Origin of the sequence: Spirillospora sp. NPDC052242 (assembly GCF_040679555.1) — a bacterium.
Lineage (GTDB): Bacteria > Actinomycetota > Actinomycetes > Streptosporangiales > Streptosporangiaceae > Spirillospora.
On the sequence record NZ_JBFAUZ010000025.1, the window covers coordinates 95,545 to 114,657 of the forward strand.

The 19,113-nt window shown below is 74.6% G+C and carries 16 protein-coding genes; 8 read left to right on the top strand and 8 right to left on the bottom strand.

The annotated features are described in order from the left end of the window. Nucleotides 1-161: 161 nt before the first annotated feature. The 4 genes from AB0L25_RS21540 to AB0L25_RS21555 all read left to right on the top strand — a co-directional run bounded on the left by AB0L25_RS21540 (nt 162) and on the right by AB0L25_RS21555 (nt 4,582). Nucleotides 162-917 carry an ABC transporter ATP-binding protein gene (locus tag AB0L25_RS21540; protein ID WP_500174407.1) on the top strand — a complete coding sequence of 252 codons (756 nt, stop codon included), beginning with the start codon at nt 162-164 and terminating at the stop codon, nt 915-917. Beyond that, nucleotides 914-3,361 (top strand): FtsX-like permease family protein, encoded by a 2,448-nt coding sequence (locus AB0L25_RS21545; RefSeq protein ID WP_500174408.1) that lies wholly within the window; start codon nt 914-916, stop codon nt 3,359-3,361. Before AB0L25_RS21540 ends, AB0L25_RS21545 begins: the two co-directional genes overlap by 4 nt. Nucleotides 3,362-3,420: 59 nt before the next feature. Beyond that, nucleotides 3,421-3,591, top strand: coding sequence for a hypothetical protein (locus tag AB0L25_RS21550; protein WP_500174409.1), 171 nt, complete (start codon nt 3,421-3,423; stop codon nt 3,589-3,591). 142 nt (nt 3,592-3,733) lie between these two features. Beyond that, nucleotides 3,734-4,582, top strand: a complete 849-nt coding sequence (locus tag AB0L25_RS21555; RefSeq protein WP_500174410.1) for a DUF4253 domain-containing protein — start codon at nt 3,734-3,736, stop codon at nt 4,580-4,582. Between the two features lie 46 nt (nt 4,583-4,628). Here the strand turns inward: AB0L25_RS21555 and AB0L25_RS21560 are convergent, their stop codons facing one another. Beyond that, on the bottom strand, nt 4,629-5,231 hold the full coding sequence (locus AB0L25_RS21560) for a TetR-type transcription factor C-terminal domain-containing protein (protein ID WP_500174411.1): 603 nt from the start codon (nt 5,229-5,231) through the stop codon (nt 4,629-4,631). 77 nt (nt 5,232-5,308) lie between these two features. Between AB0L25_RS21560 and AB0L25_RS21565 the strand changes: the two genes are divergently transcribed. Then, nucleotides 5,309-6,454, top strand: coding sequence for an acyl-CoA dehydrogenase family protein (locus AB0L25_RS21565; RefSeq protein ID WP_500174412.1), 1,146 nt, complete (start codon nt 5,309-5,311; stop codon nt 6,452-6,454). Between the two features lie 148 nt (nt 6,455-6,602). Next, nucleotides 6,603-7,745: a VldE C-terminal domain-containing protein gene (locus AB0L25_RS21570; RefSeq protein WP_500174413.1), complete on the top strand. Its 1,143-nt coding sequence runs from the start codon at nt 6,603-6,605 to the stop codon at nt 7,743-7,745. 24 nt (nt 7,746-7,769) lie between these two features. Here AB0L25_RS21570 and AB0L25_RS21575 read toward each other — a convergent pair whose 3' ends face one another. The 7 genes from AB0L25_RS21575 to AB0L25_RS21605 form a co-directional block, all read right to left on the bottom strand. Next, complete coding sequence (locus AB0L25_RS21575; protein ID WP_500174414.1) at nt 7,770-9,827, bottom strand: SpoIIE family protein phosphatase; 2,058 nt, start codon at nt 9,825-9,827, stop codon at nt 7,770-7,772. 171 nt (nt 9,828-9,998) lie between these two features. Continuing rightward, the gene (locus AB0L25_RS21580; RefSeq protein WP_500174415.1) at nt 9,999-10,856 is read right to left on the bottom strand and encodes a spermidine synthase; all 858 of its coding nucleotides are present in this window, start codon (nt 10,854-10,856) and stop codon (nt 9,999-10,001) included. Between the two features lie 49 nt (nt 10,857-10,905). Then, entirely contained in the window at nt 10,906-12,024 is a 1,119-nt protein-coding gene (locus tag AB0L25_RS21585) for an ABC transporter ATP-binding protein (RefSeq protein ID WP_500174416.1), read from the bottom strand. Further along, nucleotides 11,996-13,042: an ABC transporter ATP-binding protein gene (locus tag AB0L25_RS21590; RefSeq protein ID WP_500174417.1), complete on the bottom strand. Its 1,047-nt coding sequence runs from the start codon at nt 13,040-13,042 to the stop codon at nt 11,996-11,998. Before AB0L25_RS21590 ends, AB0L25_RS21585 begins: the two co-directional genes overlap by 29 nt. Before the next feature lie 21 nt (nt 13,043-13,063). Continuing rightward, entirely contained in the window at nt 13,064-14,077 is a 1,014-nt protein-coding gene (locus tag AB0L25_RS21595) for an ABC transporter permease (protein ID WP_500174418.1), read from the bottom strand. Nucleotides 14,078-14,096: 19 nt separating this feature from the next. Continuing rightward, entirely contained in the window at nt 14,097-15,023 is a 927-nt protein-coding gene (locus AB0L25_RS21600; RefSeq protein WP_500174419.1) for an ABC transporter permease, read from the bottom strand. A gap of 4 nt (nt 15,024-15,027) precedes the next feature. Further along, a complete protein-coding gene (locus AB0L25_RS21605) occupies nt 15,028-16,635 on the bottom strand; it encodes a peptide ABC transporter substrate-binding protein (protein WP_500174420.1) in 1,608 nt (535 codons plus the stop codon). Nucleotides 16,636-16,822: 187 nt separating this feature from the next. Between AB0L25_RS21605 and AB0L25_RS21610 the strand changes: the two genes are divergently transcribed. Both AB0L25_RS21610 and AB0L25_RS21615 read left to right on the top strand, forming a co-directional pair. Further along, the gene (locus AB0L25_RS21610) at nt 16,823-18,127 is read left to right on the top strand and encodes a M20/M25/M40 family metallo-hydrolase (protein WP_500174421.1); all 1,305 of its coding nucleotides are present in this window, start codon (nt 16,823-16,825) and stop codon (nt 18,125-18,127) included. 23 nt (nt 18,128-18,150) lie between these two features. Continuing rightward, nucleotides 18,151-19,092, top strand: coding sequence for a hypothetical protein (locus AB0L25_RS21615; RefSeq protein WP_500174422.1), 942 nt, complete (start codon nt 18,151-18,153; stop codon nt 19,090-19,092). Nucleotides 19,093-19,113: the final 21 nt, after the last annotated feature.

Here is a 19,113-nt window from a genome sequence, read left to right on the forward strand (position 1 = left end):
CCACACCGTAAGCGACGGTGAGGCGCGGTGCATCGGGGCGTGCCCCCGTCCCGTGGTGTAGCCGGCTACACCATCGAGTGTGTAGCGGGCGCCGATGTGGCGGTCCCCCTCCGGAACCTAGCTTCGACCAGGTGAGACGGAGCTTCCCGCAAAGGGGGATCATGACGGCGATGACGGCCGGAACGGCGGCCGGGCCCGCGGCCGAGGCCACCGCGGTGGCGGTGAGCCTGGAGGCGGTCGGCAAGACCTACGGCGACGTCCGGGCGCTGGACGACGTGACGTGGACGTTCGCCCGGGGCGGCTTCACGGCCGTGATGGGGCCGTCCGGGTCCGGCAAGAGCACGTTCCTGCACTGCGCGTCCGGGCTCGACCGCCCGACGTCCGGCACCGTCCGGATCGGCGGCGTCGACCTCGGCCGGCTCGGGGAGGCGAAGCGGACGCGGCTGCGGCGGGAGCGGATCGGGTTCGTGTTCCAGTCGTTCAACCTGGTCCCGTCGATGGACGTCGAGCAGAACATCGCGCTGCCGCTGCTGCTCGGCGGCGCCGAGGCCGACCCGGCGCGGCTGGCGGAGGTCGTCGAGCGGGTCGGGCTGGCGGACCGGCTGCGGCACCGCCCGGCGGAGCTGTCCGGCGGCCAGCAGCAGCGCGCCGCGATCGCCCGCGCGCTGATCACCCGCCCGGAGGTCGTGTTCGCCGACGAGCCGACGGCGGCGCTGGACCCGCGGACGGCGCGCGACGTGCTGCGGCTGCTGCGCGAGGCCGCCGACGCGACCGGCCAGACGATCGTCCTCGTCACGCACGACCCGATGGCCGCCTCGTGGGCCGACTCGGTCGTATTCCTCAGCCGCGGCCGGATCGTGGACGAGCTGGCGTCCCCGACCGTCTCCGCCGTCATGTCCCGGTGGGAGTCGCTGTGAACCTCACGAGCACGGGCAAGGGGGCGTTCACCGGGGTGTTCGCGGCGCTGCTGTTCGCCGCCGCGCTCGTCGGCGCCTGCGGGGTGCTGGTGGAGTCGGCGCTGCGCGCCCACGGCCCGGTCGAGCGGTACGCGGGCGCCGAGGCCGTCGTGACGGGGCCGCGCGAGGTCGAGACGCGCCTGGACCGGCTCGGGGAGGCGCCCGCGGGGGCGAGCCTGCCGGTGCCCGAGCGGGCCCGGGCGCCGCTGTCGGCCGCCGCAAGGCTGCGCGCGGTCCCGGGCGTCCGGGACGTGGTCGCCGACGTGTCGTTCCCGGTGGTCCTCCCGGACGGACGCGCGCTCACCGGGCACGGCTGGGAGTCGGCGGCCCTCGGCGCCGTCGAGCCGCAGGACGGACGGGCGCCGCGCGCGGCGGACGAGGTCGTGCTCGGCCGCGACGCCGGAGCGGACGTCGGCGCGACCGTGCGGCTGCAGATCGGCGCGGCACCGCGCCCGTACCGCGTGGTGGGGCTCGCGCCGTCCGGCACCGGCGCGGCGTACTTCGCGCCCGCGGCGGCCGCCGCCCTGTACGGGCATCCCGGTAAGGCCGACGCCCTCGCGGTGCTCGCCGACGGGGACCTCGACGCGGACGCGCTCCGCGCGGCCGTCCCCGGGCTGGACGTCGCGACCGGCGACGCGCGCGGCGACGCCGAGGACCCGTCGGTCGCCGCCGCCCGGCTCGACCTGTTCGACCTGGGCATGGCGATCGGCAGCGTCGCGATCATGACGGCGCTGGTGATCGTCGGCGGGCTGGTCGCGCTGTCGGTGCGGGAGCGGACCCGCGAGCTGGCGCTGCTGCGCGCGGTCGGCGCGACGCCCGGCCGGGTCCGCGCGGACCTGCTGCGCGAGACGGCGCGGGCCGCGGTCCCGGCCGCGCTGATCGGCGGGGTGCTCTCCCTCGGGCTCGGCGCCGCGCTCCTCGCCGCCATGAAGGGCCGGGGCGTCCTGCCGGAGGAGGTCGGGACGGCGCTCGGCCCGCTGCCGGTGCTGGCGGCGTTCGCGGTGACGGTGCCGGCCGCGGTCCTCACCGCGCTGCTGGCGTCGCTGCGGGCCACGCGGATCCATCCGGTGGAGGCGCTCGGCACCGCCGCCGCCGAACCGGCCGGGCTCCCGCGCCGGCGGCTCGCCGCGGGCGTGTTCTTCCTGTTCGTCGGCCTCAACGCCCTCGGGTTCTCCTTCACGGCGACCGGGGCGGCCGCCGCGACGTCCGTCGGCGGGCTGGTGCTCGCGCTGATCGTCGCGATGGCGTTCCTCGCCCCGCTGCTGGCCCGCGCCGGCGCCCGCTCCCTCGGCGGCGCCGTGGAGCGGCTCTCGCCCGTCGCCGGGCGGCTGGCGCGGCACGCGAGCGGCGCCGCCGCGCTGCGCGCCGGGGCGGTCATGACGCCCGTCGCGCTGGCCGTCGCGTTCTCCGCGACGCAGCTGTCGGCCCCCGCCACCGTCGCCCACGCGACGCACCGGCAGGCGGCGGAGGGCGCCCGCGCCGACCGCGTCCTGGTGGCGGACGGCCCGGGGCTGCCGCGCGACGTCGCCGCCGCGGCCCGCCGGGCGCCGGGCGTCACCGCCGTGACGCCCGTGAAGCGCACGACCGTCCTCATGCCGGTGCGGGAGCTGGGCGAGGAGACGTTCCGGCCGCTCGGCGCCCGCGCCGTCGGCGGCGACGTCGCCGCGACCATCGACCCCGGGGTGTCCGACGGGAGTCTCCGCGACCTGCGCGGCACGACCGTCGCGCTCAGCGAGGACGTCGCGGGCGGCCTCGGGGTCGGGTCCACGGCGGAGCTGTGGCTGGGGGACGGCACGCGCGTCGAGCCCCGCGTCGTCGCGGTCTACGAGCGCGGCCACGGCTTCGGGGACGTCCTGCTCCCCCGCGACCTCGTCGCCGGGCACACGACGACCCCGCTCGACGACCACGTCCTCGTCCGCACCGAGGACGGCGCCGACCTGCGGGGCGTCACCGCCGCCCACACCGGCGTCCGCGCGATCGACCCCGCCGCGTTCGGCGCGCGGCTGTCGCAGGAGGTGCGCCTGCAGGGTTTCGTCAGCCTCATCGTCGTCGCGGCGATCGGCGGGTTCGTCGTCATCGGCCTCGTCACCACGCTGGCCCTCGCGACGGCGGCCCGGCGCCGCGAGTTCGCCCTGCTGCGCCTGGTGGGGGCGACCCGGCGGCAGGTGCTGCGGGCGCTGCGGCTGGAGGCGCTGATCGTCCTCGGCACCGGCGTGCTGGTCGGGACGCTGATCGCGGCGGTGACGCTGTTCGCGTTCGCGCTCGGGGTCGTCGACCGGCCGCTGCCCACCGTGCCGCCCGCGGTCGCCGTCGTCCTGCTCGGCGTCGCCGGGTCCGGCGCCGCCGCCGTCATGCTCCCGGCGCGCGCGATGCTGCGCCGCCGCGCCTCCCCCACGGTCCCCTGACCCGCGGGGCCCCGCTTCTCCGACCGTCCGTCCCTCCATCACCCGAAAGGACCCCCACCATGGGAAACACCGTTCGCTGGACGCTCGTCGCGCTGCTGGTCGCCGTGAACGTCGGCACGAGCATCACCCTGCAGGACACCTGGTACGAGATCGTCGTCGGCGTGCTCACCGGCGTCGCGGCGATAGCCCTCGTGATCGACTACCTGGTCCGGGGCCGCCGCGCTCGCTGACCCGCCGCCGGCCGCCGAAGAGCCTCCCCGCGGGCCGCCGGGTGGCGAACCCGGCGGCTCGCCCCACGAACGGCCCCGGACGCCGTTACCATCACGGAGTGCCAAGATCCCGTTGGCATGCTCTGTACCGGAACGGCGTGAAATGGATGATGTCGAGGTCCGGCACCTGCCGGGCAACCTGCCGCAGCTGTTCGCCGACGAGGCCGACGGCCGGGCGGACGGCGGGGCCGAGCGGACACTGTCGGTGCCGCTGCCCGAAGGGGACGTCGTGTGGCCCGACCCCGGCTACCCGCAGCGGCAGCACCTCATGCGGCCCGCGTTCTGGCTGAGCGACGATCCCGTCGACGGTGTCCTGTGGGCCCGGCTGCGGGCCGAGCACGAGCGGTCCGGGCTGTGGCCGCTGCTGCTGGACGAGTCCGACCAGCCGTGGGCCGCGGGGCAGATCGCCCCGGAACCGGTCGCGGAGATCGGCAACTACGTCCCCCACGCGTTCATGTACGAGGTCTGGACCGACTACGTCGACCAGGCCCCCGGGGACGATCACGACGACCTCGCGCCGTTCGGCCGGCACTGCCCCGGGCCCGCCCCGCCCGGCACCCTGCTGGACGACCCCGGCGTGGTCGCCGACCGGCACGCCCGGACGATCGCCGCGCGCGCGCCGTCCCTGGGGCTGGCGGCCGTCGAGCGGGGCGCCGACGCCATCGCCGCCGTGGGCTGGCAGGGCGCCCTGAACCACAACGAGTGGACCGCGCCGCTCGCCGCCGTCCTGCGCTCCTGGGAGGAGCGCTTCGGCGCCCGCGTGATCGGCCTCGGGTTCAACACGCTCGAGCTGAGCGTCGCGGCGCCGCCCGTCACGACGCGGCACGCCGTGCACGTGGCGGCCGAGCACTGGGCGTTCTGCCCGGACATCCTGTTCCAGGGGCCCGGCACCCTCGCCGGGTACGCCGAGGAGATCCGCGGCAAGACCTGGTGGTCGTTCTGGTGGGACTGACGCCCCGCCAGGACGCACGGCCAGGGCGGGCGGCTAGCACGGACGGCTAGGACGGACGGGCGCCCAGCATCCGCAGGCACAGGTGGGCCGTCAGGGCGCCGACGTCGTCGGGGGTACGCGCGCCCTCGGGCCGGTACCACCGGCACACGTCGATGGCCAGCGACGACATGGCGCGGGCGGTGCCCTCGACGTCCGCGACGTCGAACTCCCCCGCCGCCGCGCCGGCCCGCACCTCGTCCCGGACGAGCGCGCGGACGCGGCGGCGCAGCGCGGCGATCCGCGCGGCGTGCGGCGGCTCGAGGGCGCCCAGCTCGTTCTGGATGACGCGGGCGGCGCGGTGGTGGCGGGCGTGCCAGCACGCGAACGCGTACATCAGGGCCCGCACCCGCGCGGGCGGCTCCTCGACGCCGTCGACGGCGTCCTCCAGCTCCGCCAGGACGGACTCGTGCACCGTCAGCGCGATCTGGAACAGCAGGTCGGCCTTCGTGCGGTAGTGGACGTACAGGGCGCCCGCGCTCATGCCCGCCCCGGCGGCGATGTGCCGGGTGGACGTGCCGTGGTACCCGAGCTCGCCGAAGGAGTCGACGGCCGCGCGCAGCAGCCGCCGCGACGCGTCCGGCGTGACCGCGTCCCACATGTCGGAGCCCATGCGCCGATCCTAAGCGACCGCTCAGTAGACTGACCGCACCTTTCCGCCCTTCTCGGCCGATTCCAGGAGGATCCGCAATGCGGCGTACCGTCTTCGAGACCGACCACGAGCTGTTCAGGGAGTCCGTGAGGGAGTTCGTCGAGCGGACGCTCCTCCCTCTCGACGAGGACATCCGCAATGAGCGGATGCTCAGGCGCGAGGTGTGGCTGGAGGCCGGCCGGCAGGGCTTCCTCGGCATGCAGGTGCCCGAGGAGTACGGCGGGCAGGACGCGGGCGACTTCCGGTTCAACGCGGTGATCGGCGAGGAGCTGGCCCGGGTCGCGGTCGCCTACAACTCGATCGTCAGCATCCACATCGACATCTGCGCCCCGTACCTGCTGGAGCTGGCGACCGACGAGGCGAAGAAGAAGTGGCTGCCGGGCTTCTGCAGCGGCGAGACGATCACCGCGATCGGGATGACCGAGCCGTCCGGCGGGTCCGACCTGGCCGCGCTGAAGACGACGGCCGTCCGCGACGGCGACTCGTGGGTGATCAACGGGTCGAAGACGTTCATCACCAACGGCGGCCACGCCGACCTGGTGATCGTCGCGGCGAAGACCGACCCCGAGCGCGGCGCCAAGGGCATCACGCTGTTCGGCGTGGAGGCGGGCACGCCCGGGTTCGGCCGCGGCACCAAGCTCGACAAGGTGGGGCAGCCCGAGGCCGACACCTCCGAGCTGTTCTTCGAGAACGTCCGCGTCCCGGACTCGCACGTGATCGGCGAGCTGAACCGCGGCTTCATCCACATGATGGAACGCCTCTCGCAGGAGCGCCTGTCGTGCGCGATCGCGAACGTGGCGCACGCGCGCGGCGTCCTCGAGGAGACGATCGAGTACGTCAAGGAGCGCAAGGCGTTCGGGCAGGCGATCGGCGCGTTCCAGCACAACAAGTTCCTGGTCGCCGAGCTGATCACCAAGCTGGACGTCGCGCAGGCGTTCGTCGACCAGTGCCTGGCGGCGCACGTCGCCGGGGAGCTGAGCGCCGTGGACGCGTCCAAGGCCAAGTACTGGTCGTCGGACGTGCAGAACCAGATCATCGACGGCTGCGTGCAGCTGTTCGGCGGCTACGGCTACATGCGCGAGTACCGGGTCGCGCGGGCGTGGATGGACGCGCGGGTCACCCGGATCTGGGCGGGCTCCAACGAGATCATGAAGGAGATCATCGGCCGCGACGCCGGCCTCTAGAGCGCCGTAGAACACCGTTCCGGAGGGCGGTTCCGTCCGGGCGCCCGCTCCCCTACGATGCGGCGGAGGGACGGGCGGGACGGACGATTCGCCCGGAATGCTCGACGGGACGGGGGCCTCGATGCGGCGTGGGGGCAGGGCGTTGCCCGTGATCGTCGGGGCCGCCGTCGGCGCCACGCTCGTGGTCGACGTCGCGCTGCTGCTCTCGGGGCATCTGGAGGAGCCGGCGCGGCCCGCGACGCCGGCCGCGCCCGGGAACCTCGTGTCGGTCGCGCAGGGCGCGGCGCCCCCGCCGCCGGTCGTCGCGCCGCTCACCCAGAGCCGCACCGCCGACCTGCTGATCGCCGGGCAGGGGGCCCTGCCCGGCGCCGCCGTCGAGCGGACCCGGGACCTGAAGGGCGTCACCGGCGTCACCGTCGTGGACGCCGCGAACGCCGAGGTCGGCGGGCGGCGGCTCGGGCTGCTCGGCGTCGACCCGTCGACGTTCCGGGCGTTCACCCCGCGCCGGACGGCCGAGTCCGACCAGCTGTGGCGGACGGTCGCGTCCGGCGGCATGGCGGTGTCGTTCGAGCTGAGCCGCGACCGCGCGTTCCCGCTGGGCACGGTCGTCCCGGCGGGCCGGAGCGCGGCGGACGGCCGGGTGCGGGTCGGCGCGTACGCGTCGCTCGGGATCGAGGACGTCGACGCCGTCGTCTCCCGGGAGCAGGCGCGGGCCCTCGGGCTGCCGAGCGGGAACGGGCTCGTGGTGAGCGCCCCGAAGGCCGACCTGGGGAAGCTCGCCGGGCGGCTGAAGAAGGTGCTGCCGGACGGCGTGAAGGTCGCGCGGCTGCGGGCCGCCGAGCGGGCGCCGGAGGGCGAGGGCGGCCGCGACCGGCCGCGGGTGACGGGGCGTCCCGACGGCGCGAGCGGCGACAGCACGCCGATCACCGGCAACCGCATGACGCCCACGATGCGGACGCTGCTGCTGGAGATCAACTCGGTGTTCGGCCCGTTCCCCACCATCGGCTGCTTCCGCTTCGGGGCGGACGCGCAGGACCACGCGGACGGCCGCGCCTGCGACTTCATGCAGACCACCGGCGGCCGGCTGCCGAGCGCGTCCGCGCAGCGGCACGGCGACCAGGTCGCGGCGTACACGGTCGCGAACGCCGAGCGGCTCGGCGTGTCCTACGTGATCTGGCGGCAGCGCATCTGGAACAGCGCCCGCGCCGGGGAGGGATGGCGGCCGATGGAGGACCGCGGGAGCATCACCCAGAACCACTACGACCACCTGCACATCTCGGTGCTGCGCTGACGGCCGTCCCGTCCGGCGTCCCGCCTACGGCAGCTCCTGCTCGCACCAGACCGCCTTGCCGCCGGGGGTGCGGCGGACGCCCCAGCGGCTCGCCAGCCGCCCGACGACGTGCAGGCCGCGGCCGGTGTCGGCCATCCCGTCGGCCTCCCCGTCGATCTCCTCCGCCGCGCCGTCCCCGGAGTCCTCCCACGCGGACCCGTCCGAGGGCTCGCCGTGGTGGCGGACGCGCGGGCGCCCGTCGGACCGGTCGAACACCTCGCAGACCAGGCCGCCCTCGCGGACGAGCCGCAGCACGAGCCGTCCGGAGGTGTGCCGGATCGCGTTGGTGACCAGCTCGGACGCCATCAGGACGGTCGAGTCGGCGAGCTCGTCCAGGTCCCAGCGGGCGAGCCGGTCGCGGACGAGGCCCCGCGCGCGCCGCACGGCGGCCGGGTCGGCGGGCAGCTCCCAGGAGGCGTGGTCGTCCTCGGGAATGCGCGCCAGCCGCGCGACGAGGATGGCGATGTCGTCGCGGTGCTGGTCGTCGTAGACGCCGTCGAGCGCGTCCTGGCACAGCTCGTCCAGCGGGCGGGCGGCGGCGCCGGGGCCGAGGATGCGGCGCAGCCCGGCGAGCCCGTCGTCGATGTCGCGGGCGCGGTTCTCGACGAGGCCGTCGGTGTAGAGGAACAGCAGGGTGCCGTCCTCGACGGTGAACTCGCGGCTGACGATCGGCCCGCCGCCGACGCCGAGCGGCGGGGCGGGCGGGACGTCCAGGTAGGTCGAGGCGCCGCCGGGCGGGACGAGCAGCGGCGGCAGGTGCCCGGCGCTGGCGACCTCGCAGCGGCCGCTGACCGCGTCGTAGACGGCGTAGGCGCAGGTCGCGAAGTGGGGTTCGCGCTCGCCGAGGGTGCTCATCAGCGAGTCGAGCCGTTCCAGCGCCTCGGCGGGCGGCAGCTCCAGCCCCGCGAGGGTGTGGATGGCGGTGCGCAGCCGCCCCATGGTGACGGCGGCCTTGACGCCGTGCCCGGCGACGTCGCCGACGACGAGCGCGACGCGGGCACCGGGCAGCGCGATCGACTCGTACCAGTCGCCGCCGACCTCGATCATCCGGCTGCCGGGCAGGTACCGGTGCTGGACCTCCACCGTGGACGGCGCCGACAGGCCGGTGGGCAGCAGGCTGCGCTGCAGCGTGAGGGCGGTCGCGCGCTCCCGCGAGTAGCGGCGGGCGTTCTCCACGAAGGTGGACGCGCGGGCGGCGAACGCGTGGCCGATCTCGACGTCGTAGGGGTCGAACGGGCGGTGCGCGGCGTTGCGGGTGCAGATGAAGAAGCCGAGCACCCCGGCCGGGGAGGTGATCGGCAGCAGCAGCATGGACGCGTCCTTGAGCAGGTCGGCGACCGGCGCGCGGCGCCAGTCGGCGGCGGCGTGGGCGGCCTCGTCGTCGAAGGACGCGAAGACGGGCTTCCCCGTCTCGACGCACTGCGCGTAGGGGGTGCCGGACGGGTAGGCGATCGTCTCGCCGGTCGGGAACGCGGCGTCCCAGGACGGGTCGCCGTCGTCGAACCCGATCGCCATCCGGCGCAGCGGCGGGCCGCCCGGCCCGGCGGGCGGCTCCTCCTCGTCCAGGTGGCTCTCGAGCAGCATCAGGGCCCCGGAGTTGCAGAAGTGCGGGACGAGCACGTCCATCAGGCCGCGCGCGAGCAGTTCGAGGTCGAGGGTGGAGCCGACGCGGGGCAGGCCGTCGTCGAGCAGCGCCCGGCGGATCACGGCCGGGTCGACGAACCGGTCGGCGAGCGGCACCGGGACCTTCACCACCGCGAGCGCGGCGAGGTCGGGCGCGCCGCCGCTCATCGGATGCACGGTGACGACCGCGTCGAGCACGGCGCCGCCGGGCGTCTCCACGGCGAGCATCGCGGTGCGCTCGCGTCCGGCCCTGGCCGCCTCCAGCAGCGGCTCCCGCGCACCGGGGATCACTTCGTCCAGCCCGGCGCCGAGCAGGCCGTCCGGTTCGGCGGACAGAACTGCGGCGGCGTTCCGGTCGTACTGGAGTATTCTCCCCGACCAATCCAGGCCGAGAATCAGAATCCGGGTGGACGACTCCATCGGTCGATTATGGAACATCGGACAGCCGGTTGCGGCCGATACCGCGACCCGGACGGCCCGTAATCCCCCTCGGCGCACGGCCTCCGGGCGCCGCGACCGTTCTGACCTGGGGCGGGGAATTCAGCGTGCCGAACCGCGTTGTGTCACTTTTCCGGCACCTTGAGAATCCCGTCAGGATTTCCCGAAGACCTGCGGCGGCGGAACCGGGACGACGACGTCCTCCCCGTCGCGCAGCGGCGCGGCGCCGGAGCAGAACGCGGCCAGGTCGCCGCCCGCCAGCAGCCGCGCCCGGGTGATGCCCCCGGCGGCCCGGCGGGTCAGCTCGGCGACCGGCAGCGGCTTCCGGGACCCCGCCACGATGAGGTTGCCGAACCTGCGGCCGCGCAGCACCCCGGGGTCGCCCATCAGCAGCGTGTGGCCGAACACCGACGCGATCGTCGCGGCCGCCCGGCGCGCGAACGGCAGCCGGAACCCGTCGGCGACGTTGGCGAGGTAGACGCCGCCGGGCCGCAGCACCCGCGCGGCGTCGAGCACGAACTCGCGGGTGGCGAGGTCGGGCGGCATCGACGCCTCCGCGAACGCGTCCATCACCACCAGGTCGTCCGCGGCGTCGGGCAGCGCGGCGATCCCGGACCGCCCGTCGGTGATCCGGATCCGCAGCCCGGGGACGTTCTTGACCGGCAGCCGCTCCCGGACGAGCCGCACCAGCTCGCCGTCCGGTTCCAGCACGACCTGCCGCGAGCGGGGACGGGTCGCGGCGACGTAGCGCGGGAGCGTGCAGCCGGCGCCGCCGACGTGCACGGCGTCGAGCGGTTCCCCGGGCGGCGCGATCGCGTCGACGACGGCCCCCATGAGCTGCATGTATTCGAAGTCGAGGTAGGTGGGGTCGGACAGGTCCACGTAGGACTGCGGGACGCCGCCCACGAGCAGCACCCAGCCGCCGTCGCGGTCGGCGTCCCGCAGCAGCTCCGCCTCGCCGCCGGCGATCGTGTGGGTCTCCGGTCGTGGACCCCTGCCCTTGCGCGCCATGCCCCCACCCTACGGACGCGGGGACGCGCCGCGTCCGCGATCGTCCGGCTCAGCGCCCCTTCGCGAGCGGGTCCGTGCGCGGGCCGTCTCCGGAGACCGCCTCGGCGGCGAAGTGGCACGCGCTCGGGTGCGCGGACCCGGCGCGCGGCTCCAGCGCGGGCTCCCGCTCCGCGCAGACGTCCGCCGCCTTCGGGCAGCGCGTCCGGAACCGGCACCCGGACGGCGGGTCCAGCGGCGACGGCGGCTCCCCCTCCAGCTCGATCCGGTCCGTCCAGCCGGGGGCGTCGGGGTCGGGCACGGGGACGGCGGACAGCAGCGCCTGCGTGTAGGGGTGCGTCGCGTGCTCGTAGATCCGCTCCTCGTCGCCCGTCTCGACGACCTTCCCCAGGTACATCACGGCGATGCGGTCGGAGATGTGCCGGACGGCCGCGAGGTCGTGCGCGATGAACACGTACGCCAGCCCCAGCTCGCGCTGCAGCTCGGCGAGCAAGTTCATCACCTGGGCCTGCACGGACACGTCGAGCGCCGACACCGGCTCGTCGCAGACGACGACGTCCGGGCGCAGCGCGAGGGCGCGGGCGATCCCGACGCGCTGCCGCTGCCCGCCGGAGAACTGGTGCGGGTAGCGGTCGGCGTGGTCCGGGTCGAGCCCGACCAGCTCCAGCAGCTCGCCGACGCGGGCGCGCCGCTCCCCTTTGGGGGCCGCGTCGGCGTGGATCGCGAACGGCTCGCCGACGATGTCCCCGACCGTCATGCGCGGGTTGAGGGAGGAGTAGGGGTCCTGGAGCACCATCTGGATGCGGCGCCGGAGGGCCCGCAGTTCCGCGCGGGACAGCGCGAAGACGTCCCGCCCGGCGAAGCGGACGGTGCCCGCGGTGGGGCGCTCGGCGGCCAGCAGCAGCCGCGCGAGGGTCGACTTCCCGCAGCCGGACTCGCCGACGACGCCGAGGGTCTCGCCGGGCCGCAGCTCCAGGTCGACGCCGTCCACGGCCTTGACGCGGCCGACCGTCCGCTTGAACAGGACGCCGCGGGTCACCGGGTAGTGCTTGACGAGGCCCTCCACCCGCAGGATCGGCTCCGCGGCCGGGCCGCGGGCCGGTTCGCGGGCCGGTTCGGGGGCCCGTCCGGGGACCGGATCGTCAATGGGGCCGGCCGGCAGGTGCGGCACCGTGGACCTCCTCGGCGAAGTGGCAGGCGGCGGTGTGCCCGGGCGCGACCGTGACCGGCGGCGGCCGGTCCGCGGCGCAGCGCGCCTCGGCGCGCGGGCAGCGGGGATGGAAGGGGCAGCCCGGCGGGAGCGCGGCCGGGTTCGGCGGCGCCCCCCCGATCGGGGTGAGCGGCCCGCCGCGCCGGTCGAGGCGGGGCACCGAGGCCAGCAGCCCCCGCGTGTAGGGGTGGGCGGGCCGCGCGTACAGCTCCCGGGCGGGCGCCTCCTCGGCGACCGACCCCGCGTACATGACGACGATCCGGTCGGCGACGCCCGCGACGACCCCGAGGTCGTGCGTGATCAGCACCATGCCCATGCGCAGCTCGTCGCGGAGCCCGGCGAGCAGCCGCATGATCTGCGCCTGGACGGTCACGTCGAGCGCGGTCGTGGGCTCGTCGGCGATCAGCACGTCCGGTTCGAGCGCCAGCGCCATCGCGATCATGATGCGCTGGCGCATCCCGCCGGAGAACTGGTGCGGATGGTCGCCGAGCCGCGCGGCGGCCGACGGGATCCGCACCCGCTCCATCAGCTCGACGGCCTTGGCCCTCGCCTCCCGGCGCCGCATCCCGCGGTGCACCTGGTACATCTCGCCGATCTGGTCGCCGACGGTGAAGACCGGGTTCAGCGCGGTCAGCGCGTCCTGGAAGATCATCGAGATGCGGTCGCCCCGGTAGCGGCGGCGGCGCCGCTCGGGCATCCCGATCAGCTCCTCACCGCGCAGCCGGACCGAGCCGCGGGCGACGCGGGCGTGCGGGCCGTCCAGGATGCCCATGACGGCCTGCGCCGCGACGCTCTTGCCCGACCCGGACTCGCCGAGGATCGCGACCGTCTCCCCCTCGCCGAGCCCGTACGACAGCCCGTTGACCGCGCGCACCTCGCGGCCCCGGACGCGGAAGGTCACGTGCAGGTCCTCGACTTCCAGGAGCGGCGGCGCCGGCTCCGGCGCCCCGGCCGGGTCCTTGATCAAGTCCGTGGTCATGGTCGTTCCCCGGTCATGGCCTCACCGCAGTTTCGGGTCGAGGGCGTCGCGCGCGGCGTCGCCGAGCATCAGGAAGGCCAGCACGGTGGCCGACAGGAACACGGCGGGGAAGAGCAGCAGGTGCGGATGGGCGATGAAGGAGTCCTGCGCCTGGTTGAGCTGGAGCCCCCACGACACCTCCGGGTACTGCAGGCCGACACCGAGGAAGTCCAGCGTCGCCTCCCCCGCGATCACGTTGCCGACGTTGAGGGTGGCGACGACGATCACGGGCGCGATCGCGTTCGGCAGCACGTGCCGCGCCATGATCCGGACGTCGGACGCGCCGAGCAGCCGCGCCGCCTGCACGTAGTCGGCGTCCCGGACGGCGATGACCTGCGCCCGCATGATGCGGATCATCGTCGTCCAGCCGAGCAGCACGAGCACGAGCGTCATCGCGCCGACGCCGTGCCCGGGGAACGCCACCAGGATCACGGTGGCGCCGAGCACGAACGGCAGCCCGAAGAACACGTCGGTGATCCGGGCGATGACGGCGTCCAGCAGGCCGCCGTAGTAGCCGGCGGCCATCCCGAACACCAGCGCGATGACGAACGCGAACAGCGTGACCGCGACGCCGATCAGCAGGGTCGGGCGGGCGCCGTGCACGACGTGCGCGAAGTAGTCGCAGCCCGCGCCGTCGGTGCCGAACCAGTGCTCCGCGGACGGGCCGAGCCGGGCGGCGTTCGGGTCGCAGCCCCGGTTCGCCTCGTGCTCGGTGAGCAGCCCCGGGAACGCGGCCATCACCGCGACGACGGCGAGGATCGCCGCCGAACCCCAGAACACCCAGCGGCGCCGCAGGTCCCGCCACGCGTCGTCCCACAGCGAGGCCCGGCCGGCGTCGCCGCCCGGCGGGCCGCCGCCCGCCTCGGCGGTGACGGCCGCCGCGGTCCCCGTCGCGCCGACCTGCTTCGCGCCGACCGCCTTCGCACCGGCCTGCTTCGTGCCGGCCTGCTTCGCGCCGGCCCGCTTCGCGCCGACGTCCCGTTCGCCGGTCGTCACGGCCCCTCCTCTCGCGCGCTCACTCGTACCGGATCCGCGGGTCGAGCAGCCCGTAGAGCAGGTCCACGAGCAGGTTGACCAGCAGGAAGATCAGCACCAGGACGGTGACGGCGCCGACCACCACCGGTCCCTCCTTGAGCTGGATCGACTGGAACACCTGCTGGCCGATGCCGGGCAGGTTGAAGATCCCCTCGGTGACGATCGCGCCGCCCATCAGCGCCCCGAAGTCGACGCCGAGGTAGGTCACCACGGGGATCAGCGAGTTGCGCAGCGTGTGCCGGCCGATCACCCGCGCCCGCGTGAGCCCCTTGGCGCTCGCCGTCCGGACGTAGTCGGCGCGCAGGTTCTCGGCGAGGCTCGTCCGGGTCAGCCGCGCGACGTACGACAGGCCGAACGAGCCGAGGATGATGCCGGGCAGCAGGTAGCTCACCGGCCAGCCCTCGTCGATCCCGGCCGTCGGGAAGATTTGCCAGTGCAGCCCGAACACGATCTGCGCGGTGTAGCCGAGCACGAACACCGGGACGGCGATGACCAGCGTCGTCCCGCCGAGGACGAGCGTGTCGGCGAGGCGGCCGCGGCGCAGTCCCGCCCACACGCCCAGCGCGATCCCGAGGATCAGCTCGAAGATCCACGCGGTGACGGCGAGCCGCGCGGTCACCGGCCAGCGCCCGGCGAGCATCTCCGACACGCTCTGCCCGGTGTAGTTCTCGCCGAGGTCTCCCTGCAGGAGCCCCCACATGTACTTGCCGTACTGGACGAGCAGCGGGTCGTTGAGGTTGTAGCGCTCGCGCAGGGTGTGCAGGACGTTGTCGGGGACGGGCTTGTCGCCCGCGAGGGCCTGGATCGGGTCGCCGGGCAGCGCGAACACCATCGCGTAGATGAGCAGCGTCGTGCCGAAGAAGACCGGGACGGCCTGCAGGATCCGCCGGAGCGTGTACCGCCACATCCGTTTACTCGACCGTCACCTGGTCGGCGAGCAGGCCGGTGGAGTAGGCGGTGACGGTGACGTTCCCGACGCGCTCGGAACGGCCGCCCTGGCCCGTCCAGGTCCACAGCGGGATCATCGGCATCTCGCGGATCGCGATCTCCTCGGCGGCGTGGTAGTGGCGCAGGGCCTCCTGCTCGTCGGCGGCGCGGTTGCCCTTCGTGATCAGCTCGTCGAACTCCTCGTTCTTCCAGCCCATCTTGTTGCCCGCCGAGCCCCACATGTTCTCGAGGTAGTTCTGCGGGTCGGGGTAGTCGGCCTCCCAGTTCTGCCGGTAGGGGCCCTTCTCCTCGCGCGCGTTCAGCAGGGAGAAGTACTCGGATGCGGGCACTTCCCGGAACTGGATGTCCTGAATGCCGAGATTGTCGCGAATGGAATTGGCGACGATCCGCATCCACTGCTCGTAGGTGGGCTGCGCGTTCGAGAAGTACAGTTCGAGCGTTCCGGTGAACCCGCCCGCCTCGTCGAACAGCTTCTTCGCCTTGGCCGGGTCGTAAGTGCACAGCTCGCCGCACGCGCCCTTGCGGTAGCCGGGGATGATCGGCGGAAGCAGCGAGTCGGCAGGCGTGTACTCTCCGTTGTAAACGGCCTTGTTGATCCCCTCGCGGTCGATGACCATCGAGAACGCCTGCCGCAGCTTCGGGTCGGCGAACCGGTCGTCGAACAGCGGGAAGCCGAGGTAGTCGATCGTGCCCATCTCGCGCGGCAGGAACCGGTCGCCCAGCACCCGCTTCGCCTCCGGCACCTTCGCCGCCGGAATCGTCTGCAGGATGTCGATCGCCCCGGCCCTCAGGTCGGTGTAAGCGGTGTCGGCGCTGGAGTAGCTCTTCCAGGTCACGCCCTTGTTCTTCGGCTTGCGCGGCCCGGCGTAGTCGGGGAACGGCACGAGCGCGATCTGCCGGTTGCGCTCCCAGTTCCCTTTCATCATGTACGGGCCGTTGCCGATCGGGTGCTCCTCGAACGCCTTCAGGTCGGCCAGCCCCGCCGCGGGCATCGGCGCGTACGCCGGGTAGGTCAGCAGATGCGGGAACTGGCGGAAGGGCTCGTTCAGCGTCACCTCGAGCGTGGTCTCGTCCACGACCTCCAGGCCGGACAGCGTCTTCGCCTTCGGCGTCTCCTTCTCGTCCTCGGGGTTCAGCTCGTCGTAGCCCTCGATGTAGGAGAAGTAGCTGTTCGCGCCGTACGCGTTCGGCCCGTACGCACCGTTGTTCCAGGCGTCGGCGAAGCTCTTCGCGGTGACCGGCTCGCCGTTGTGGAACGTGAGCCCGGAGCGCACCTTGATCGTCCAGGTCCGCTGGTCCTCCGACTCGACCGACTCGGCGGCGAGCGGCACCGGCTTGCCGTCCGGGGTCAGCGTCATCAGGTTGTCGAACAGCTCGCTCAGCACGTCGAAGGAGTAGCTGCTGGTCGTGTTCGCCGGTACCAAATGGTCCGGCTCCGAATGGCCGACGACGAACGCGCCGTCGCCCGACGCCTCCGCGCCGCCGCAGGCCGCCAGGCCCAGCGAGGCCGCCAGCAGTACCGCGGCGAGCCCCGCGCCCGCCCGTCCGTTCACACCCCTCTGGCCGATCATGTCCCTCCTCGCCCCGCGCCGTCGCGGCGTCGCACCGCACTCGCAGATTGCTCGCAGAGTCCACCCTGGGTAACGGTGTGCCTACGGTGCTCACGGAGTCGAAACCGGATCGAGACGTTCGGGCCGGCCGTTGACACAGGTCAGCGGGAGAAGAAAATAAAGGTTTGTTACGGAATGAGGTGGCGGTGTGACGGGGGACGACGCGGGCGACGCGGCCGCGCGGATCTGCGCCGACCTGCTCCGCATCGACACGACGAACCGGGGCGAGGGCGACGCCCGTCCCGAGCGGCCCGCCGCCGAGCACGTCGCCGGGCTGCTGGACGCCGCGGGCGCCGACCCCGTGGTCGTCGAGTCGGCGCCCGGCCGCGCGAGCGTCCTCGCCCGCATCCCCGGCACCGACCCGTCCGCCCCGCCGTTCCTGATCCACGGGCACCTGGACGTCGTCCCCGCCGACGCCGCCGAGTGGACGGTCCCGCCGTTCGCCGGCGAGGTCCGCGACGGGTGCGTGTGGGGGCGCGGCGCCGTCGACATGAAGGGCACCCTGGCGATGACGCTCGCGGTCGTCGCGCACCGGCTCCGGGAGGGGCGCCGCACCCGCGGCGATCTCGTCCTGGCGTTCCTGGCCGACGAGGAGTGCACCGGCGAGTACGGCTCCCGGTTCGTGGCCCGGGAGCACCGCGAGTTCTTCACCGGCTGCACGGAGGCGATCAGCGAGTCCGGCGGGTTCAGCGTCGAGGCGGGCGGCGCCCGCGTGTACCCGATCGCGACAGGCGAGCGCGGCACGGCCTGGATGCGGCTCACCGCGCGCGGGACGGCCGGGCACGGCTCCAAGCCCGCGCCCGGCAACGCGGTCGCCGAGATCGCGCACGCGGTGTCCCGGATCGCCGCGCACCCCTGGCCGGTCCGCCTCACCCCGGGCGTGCGGGCGCTGCTGGACGGCCTCGCGGACGCGCTCGGCACGACGATCGACCACGACCGGCTCGACGCGGAGGCCGCGCGCCTCGGCGACGTCGGGCGGCTGTTCGCCGGGACCATCCGCAACTCGGCGAACCCGACCCGCCTCGACGCCGGCTACAAGGTCAACGTGGTGCCCGGCACGGCGACCGCGCACGTGGACGGCCGCTACCTGCCGGGCACCGGGGACGAGTTCCTCGCCACGATCGACCGGCTGCTGGGCCCGCGGGTGACCCGCGAGTTCGTCAACTTCGAGGAGGCCCCGGCCGCGGACCCGGCGGGCCCGACGTTCGCCGCGCTGGCCGGGGCGCTGCGCGCCGAGGACCCCGGGGCCCGTCCGGTCCCCTACGTGATGGCGGGCGGCACGGACGCCAAGGCGTTCCACCGCATCGGCATCACCGGCTACGGCTTCGCGCCCCTGCGCCTCGGCCCGGACCTCGACTACCTCGGCATGTTCCACGGCGTGGACGAGCGCGTCCCGCTGGACGGCCTCGCGTTCGGCACCCGCGTCCTGGACCGCTTCCTCGACACACGTTAGGGATCCGGGGGTAGGAACCGGGCGTGGACTTCTCGAACGCGGCCCGGGAGCTGTACGGGGTCGAGCCCGGCGAGTTCGTGGCGACGCGGACGCGGCTCGTCCGGGAGGCGAAGGAGGCGGGGGACGCGGCGCTCGCCCGGAGGATCGGCGGCCTGCGGCGTCCCACCGTGAGCGCGTGGGCCGTCAACCTGCTGGCCCGGTCGGCGTCCGGCGACCTCGGGCGCCTGCTGGACGTCGGGGACGAGCTGCGCGCGGCGTGGGGCGCGGGCGGCGGCGGGCTCGGCGAGCTCGAAGGCCGCCGGGCCCGGTCGATCGACGGGCTGCTCCGGGAGGCGGAGTCGCTGGCGGCGGGGGCCGGGCATCCGCTGCGCGACCAGGCGCTGCGGGAGGTCGAGGACACCCTGCAGGCGGCGACGGTGGACGCCGAGGTCGCCGCCGAGGTCCGCGCGGGGACGCTCGCCCGTCCGCGCAGCCACACCGGTTTCGTCCCCGCGGGCTTCCCCGTGGCACCCGGAACCGGGGAGCCGCGCACCCGGCCGAAGAAGGAGAAGAAGCAGAAGGACGAGAAGGGCGAGAAGGGCGAGAAGGGCGAGAAGGGCGAGGCGGCCGGGAAGGGCGAGAAGCCGCGCCGCCGGGCGGAGCCGGACCGTCCGCCCGAGCGGGCGGCGAAACGGGACGGATCGGCGCGGGCGCGGCGGGCGGAGGCGCTGCGCGAGCGCGCCGCCGAGGCCGAGCGCGCGCTGGCCGAGCGGGAGGCGGAGGCGGCCTCCGCGCGGGACGCGGCCGACCGCGCGTCCGCCGAGGCCGGACGGCTGCGGCACGAGCTGGACCGGGCCGTGGCCGCGCGGGACGCGGCCGTCCGGAAGGCCGAGCGCGCCGGGCAGGCCCGGGACCGCGCGGACGAGGCGGCCCGCCGCGCGCGGCGGAAGGCGGCGGACGCCGAGCGGGACGCGCACGGACGGTGAACGGACGTTGAATCGTCAACC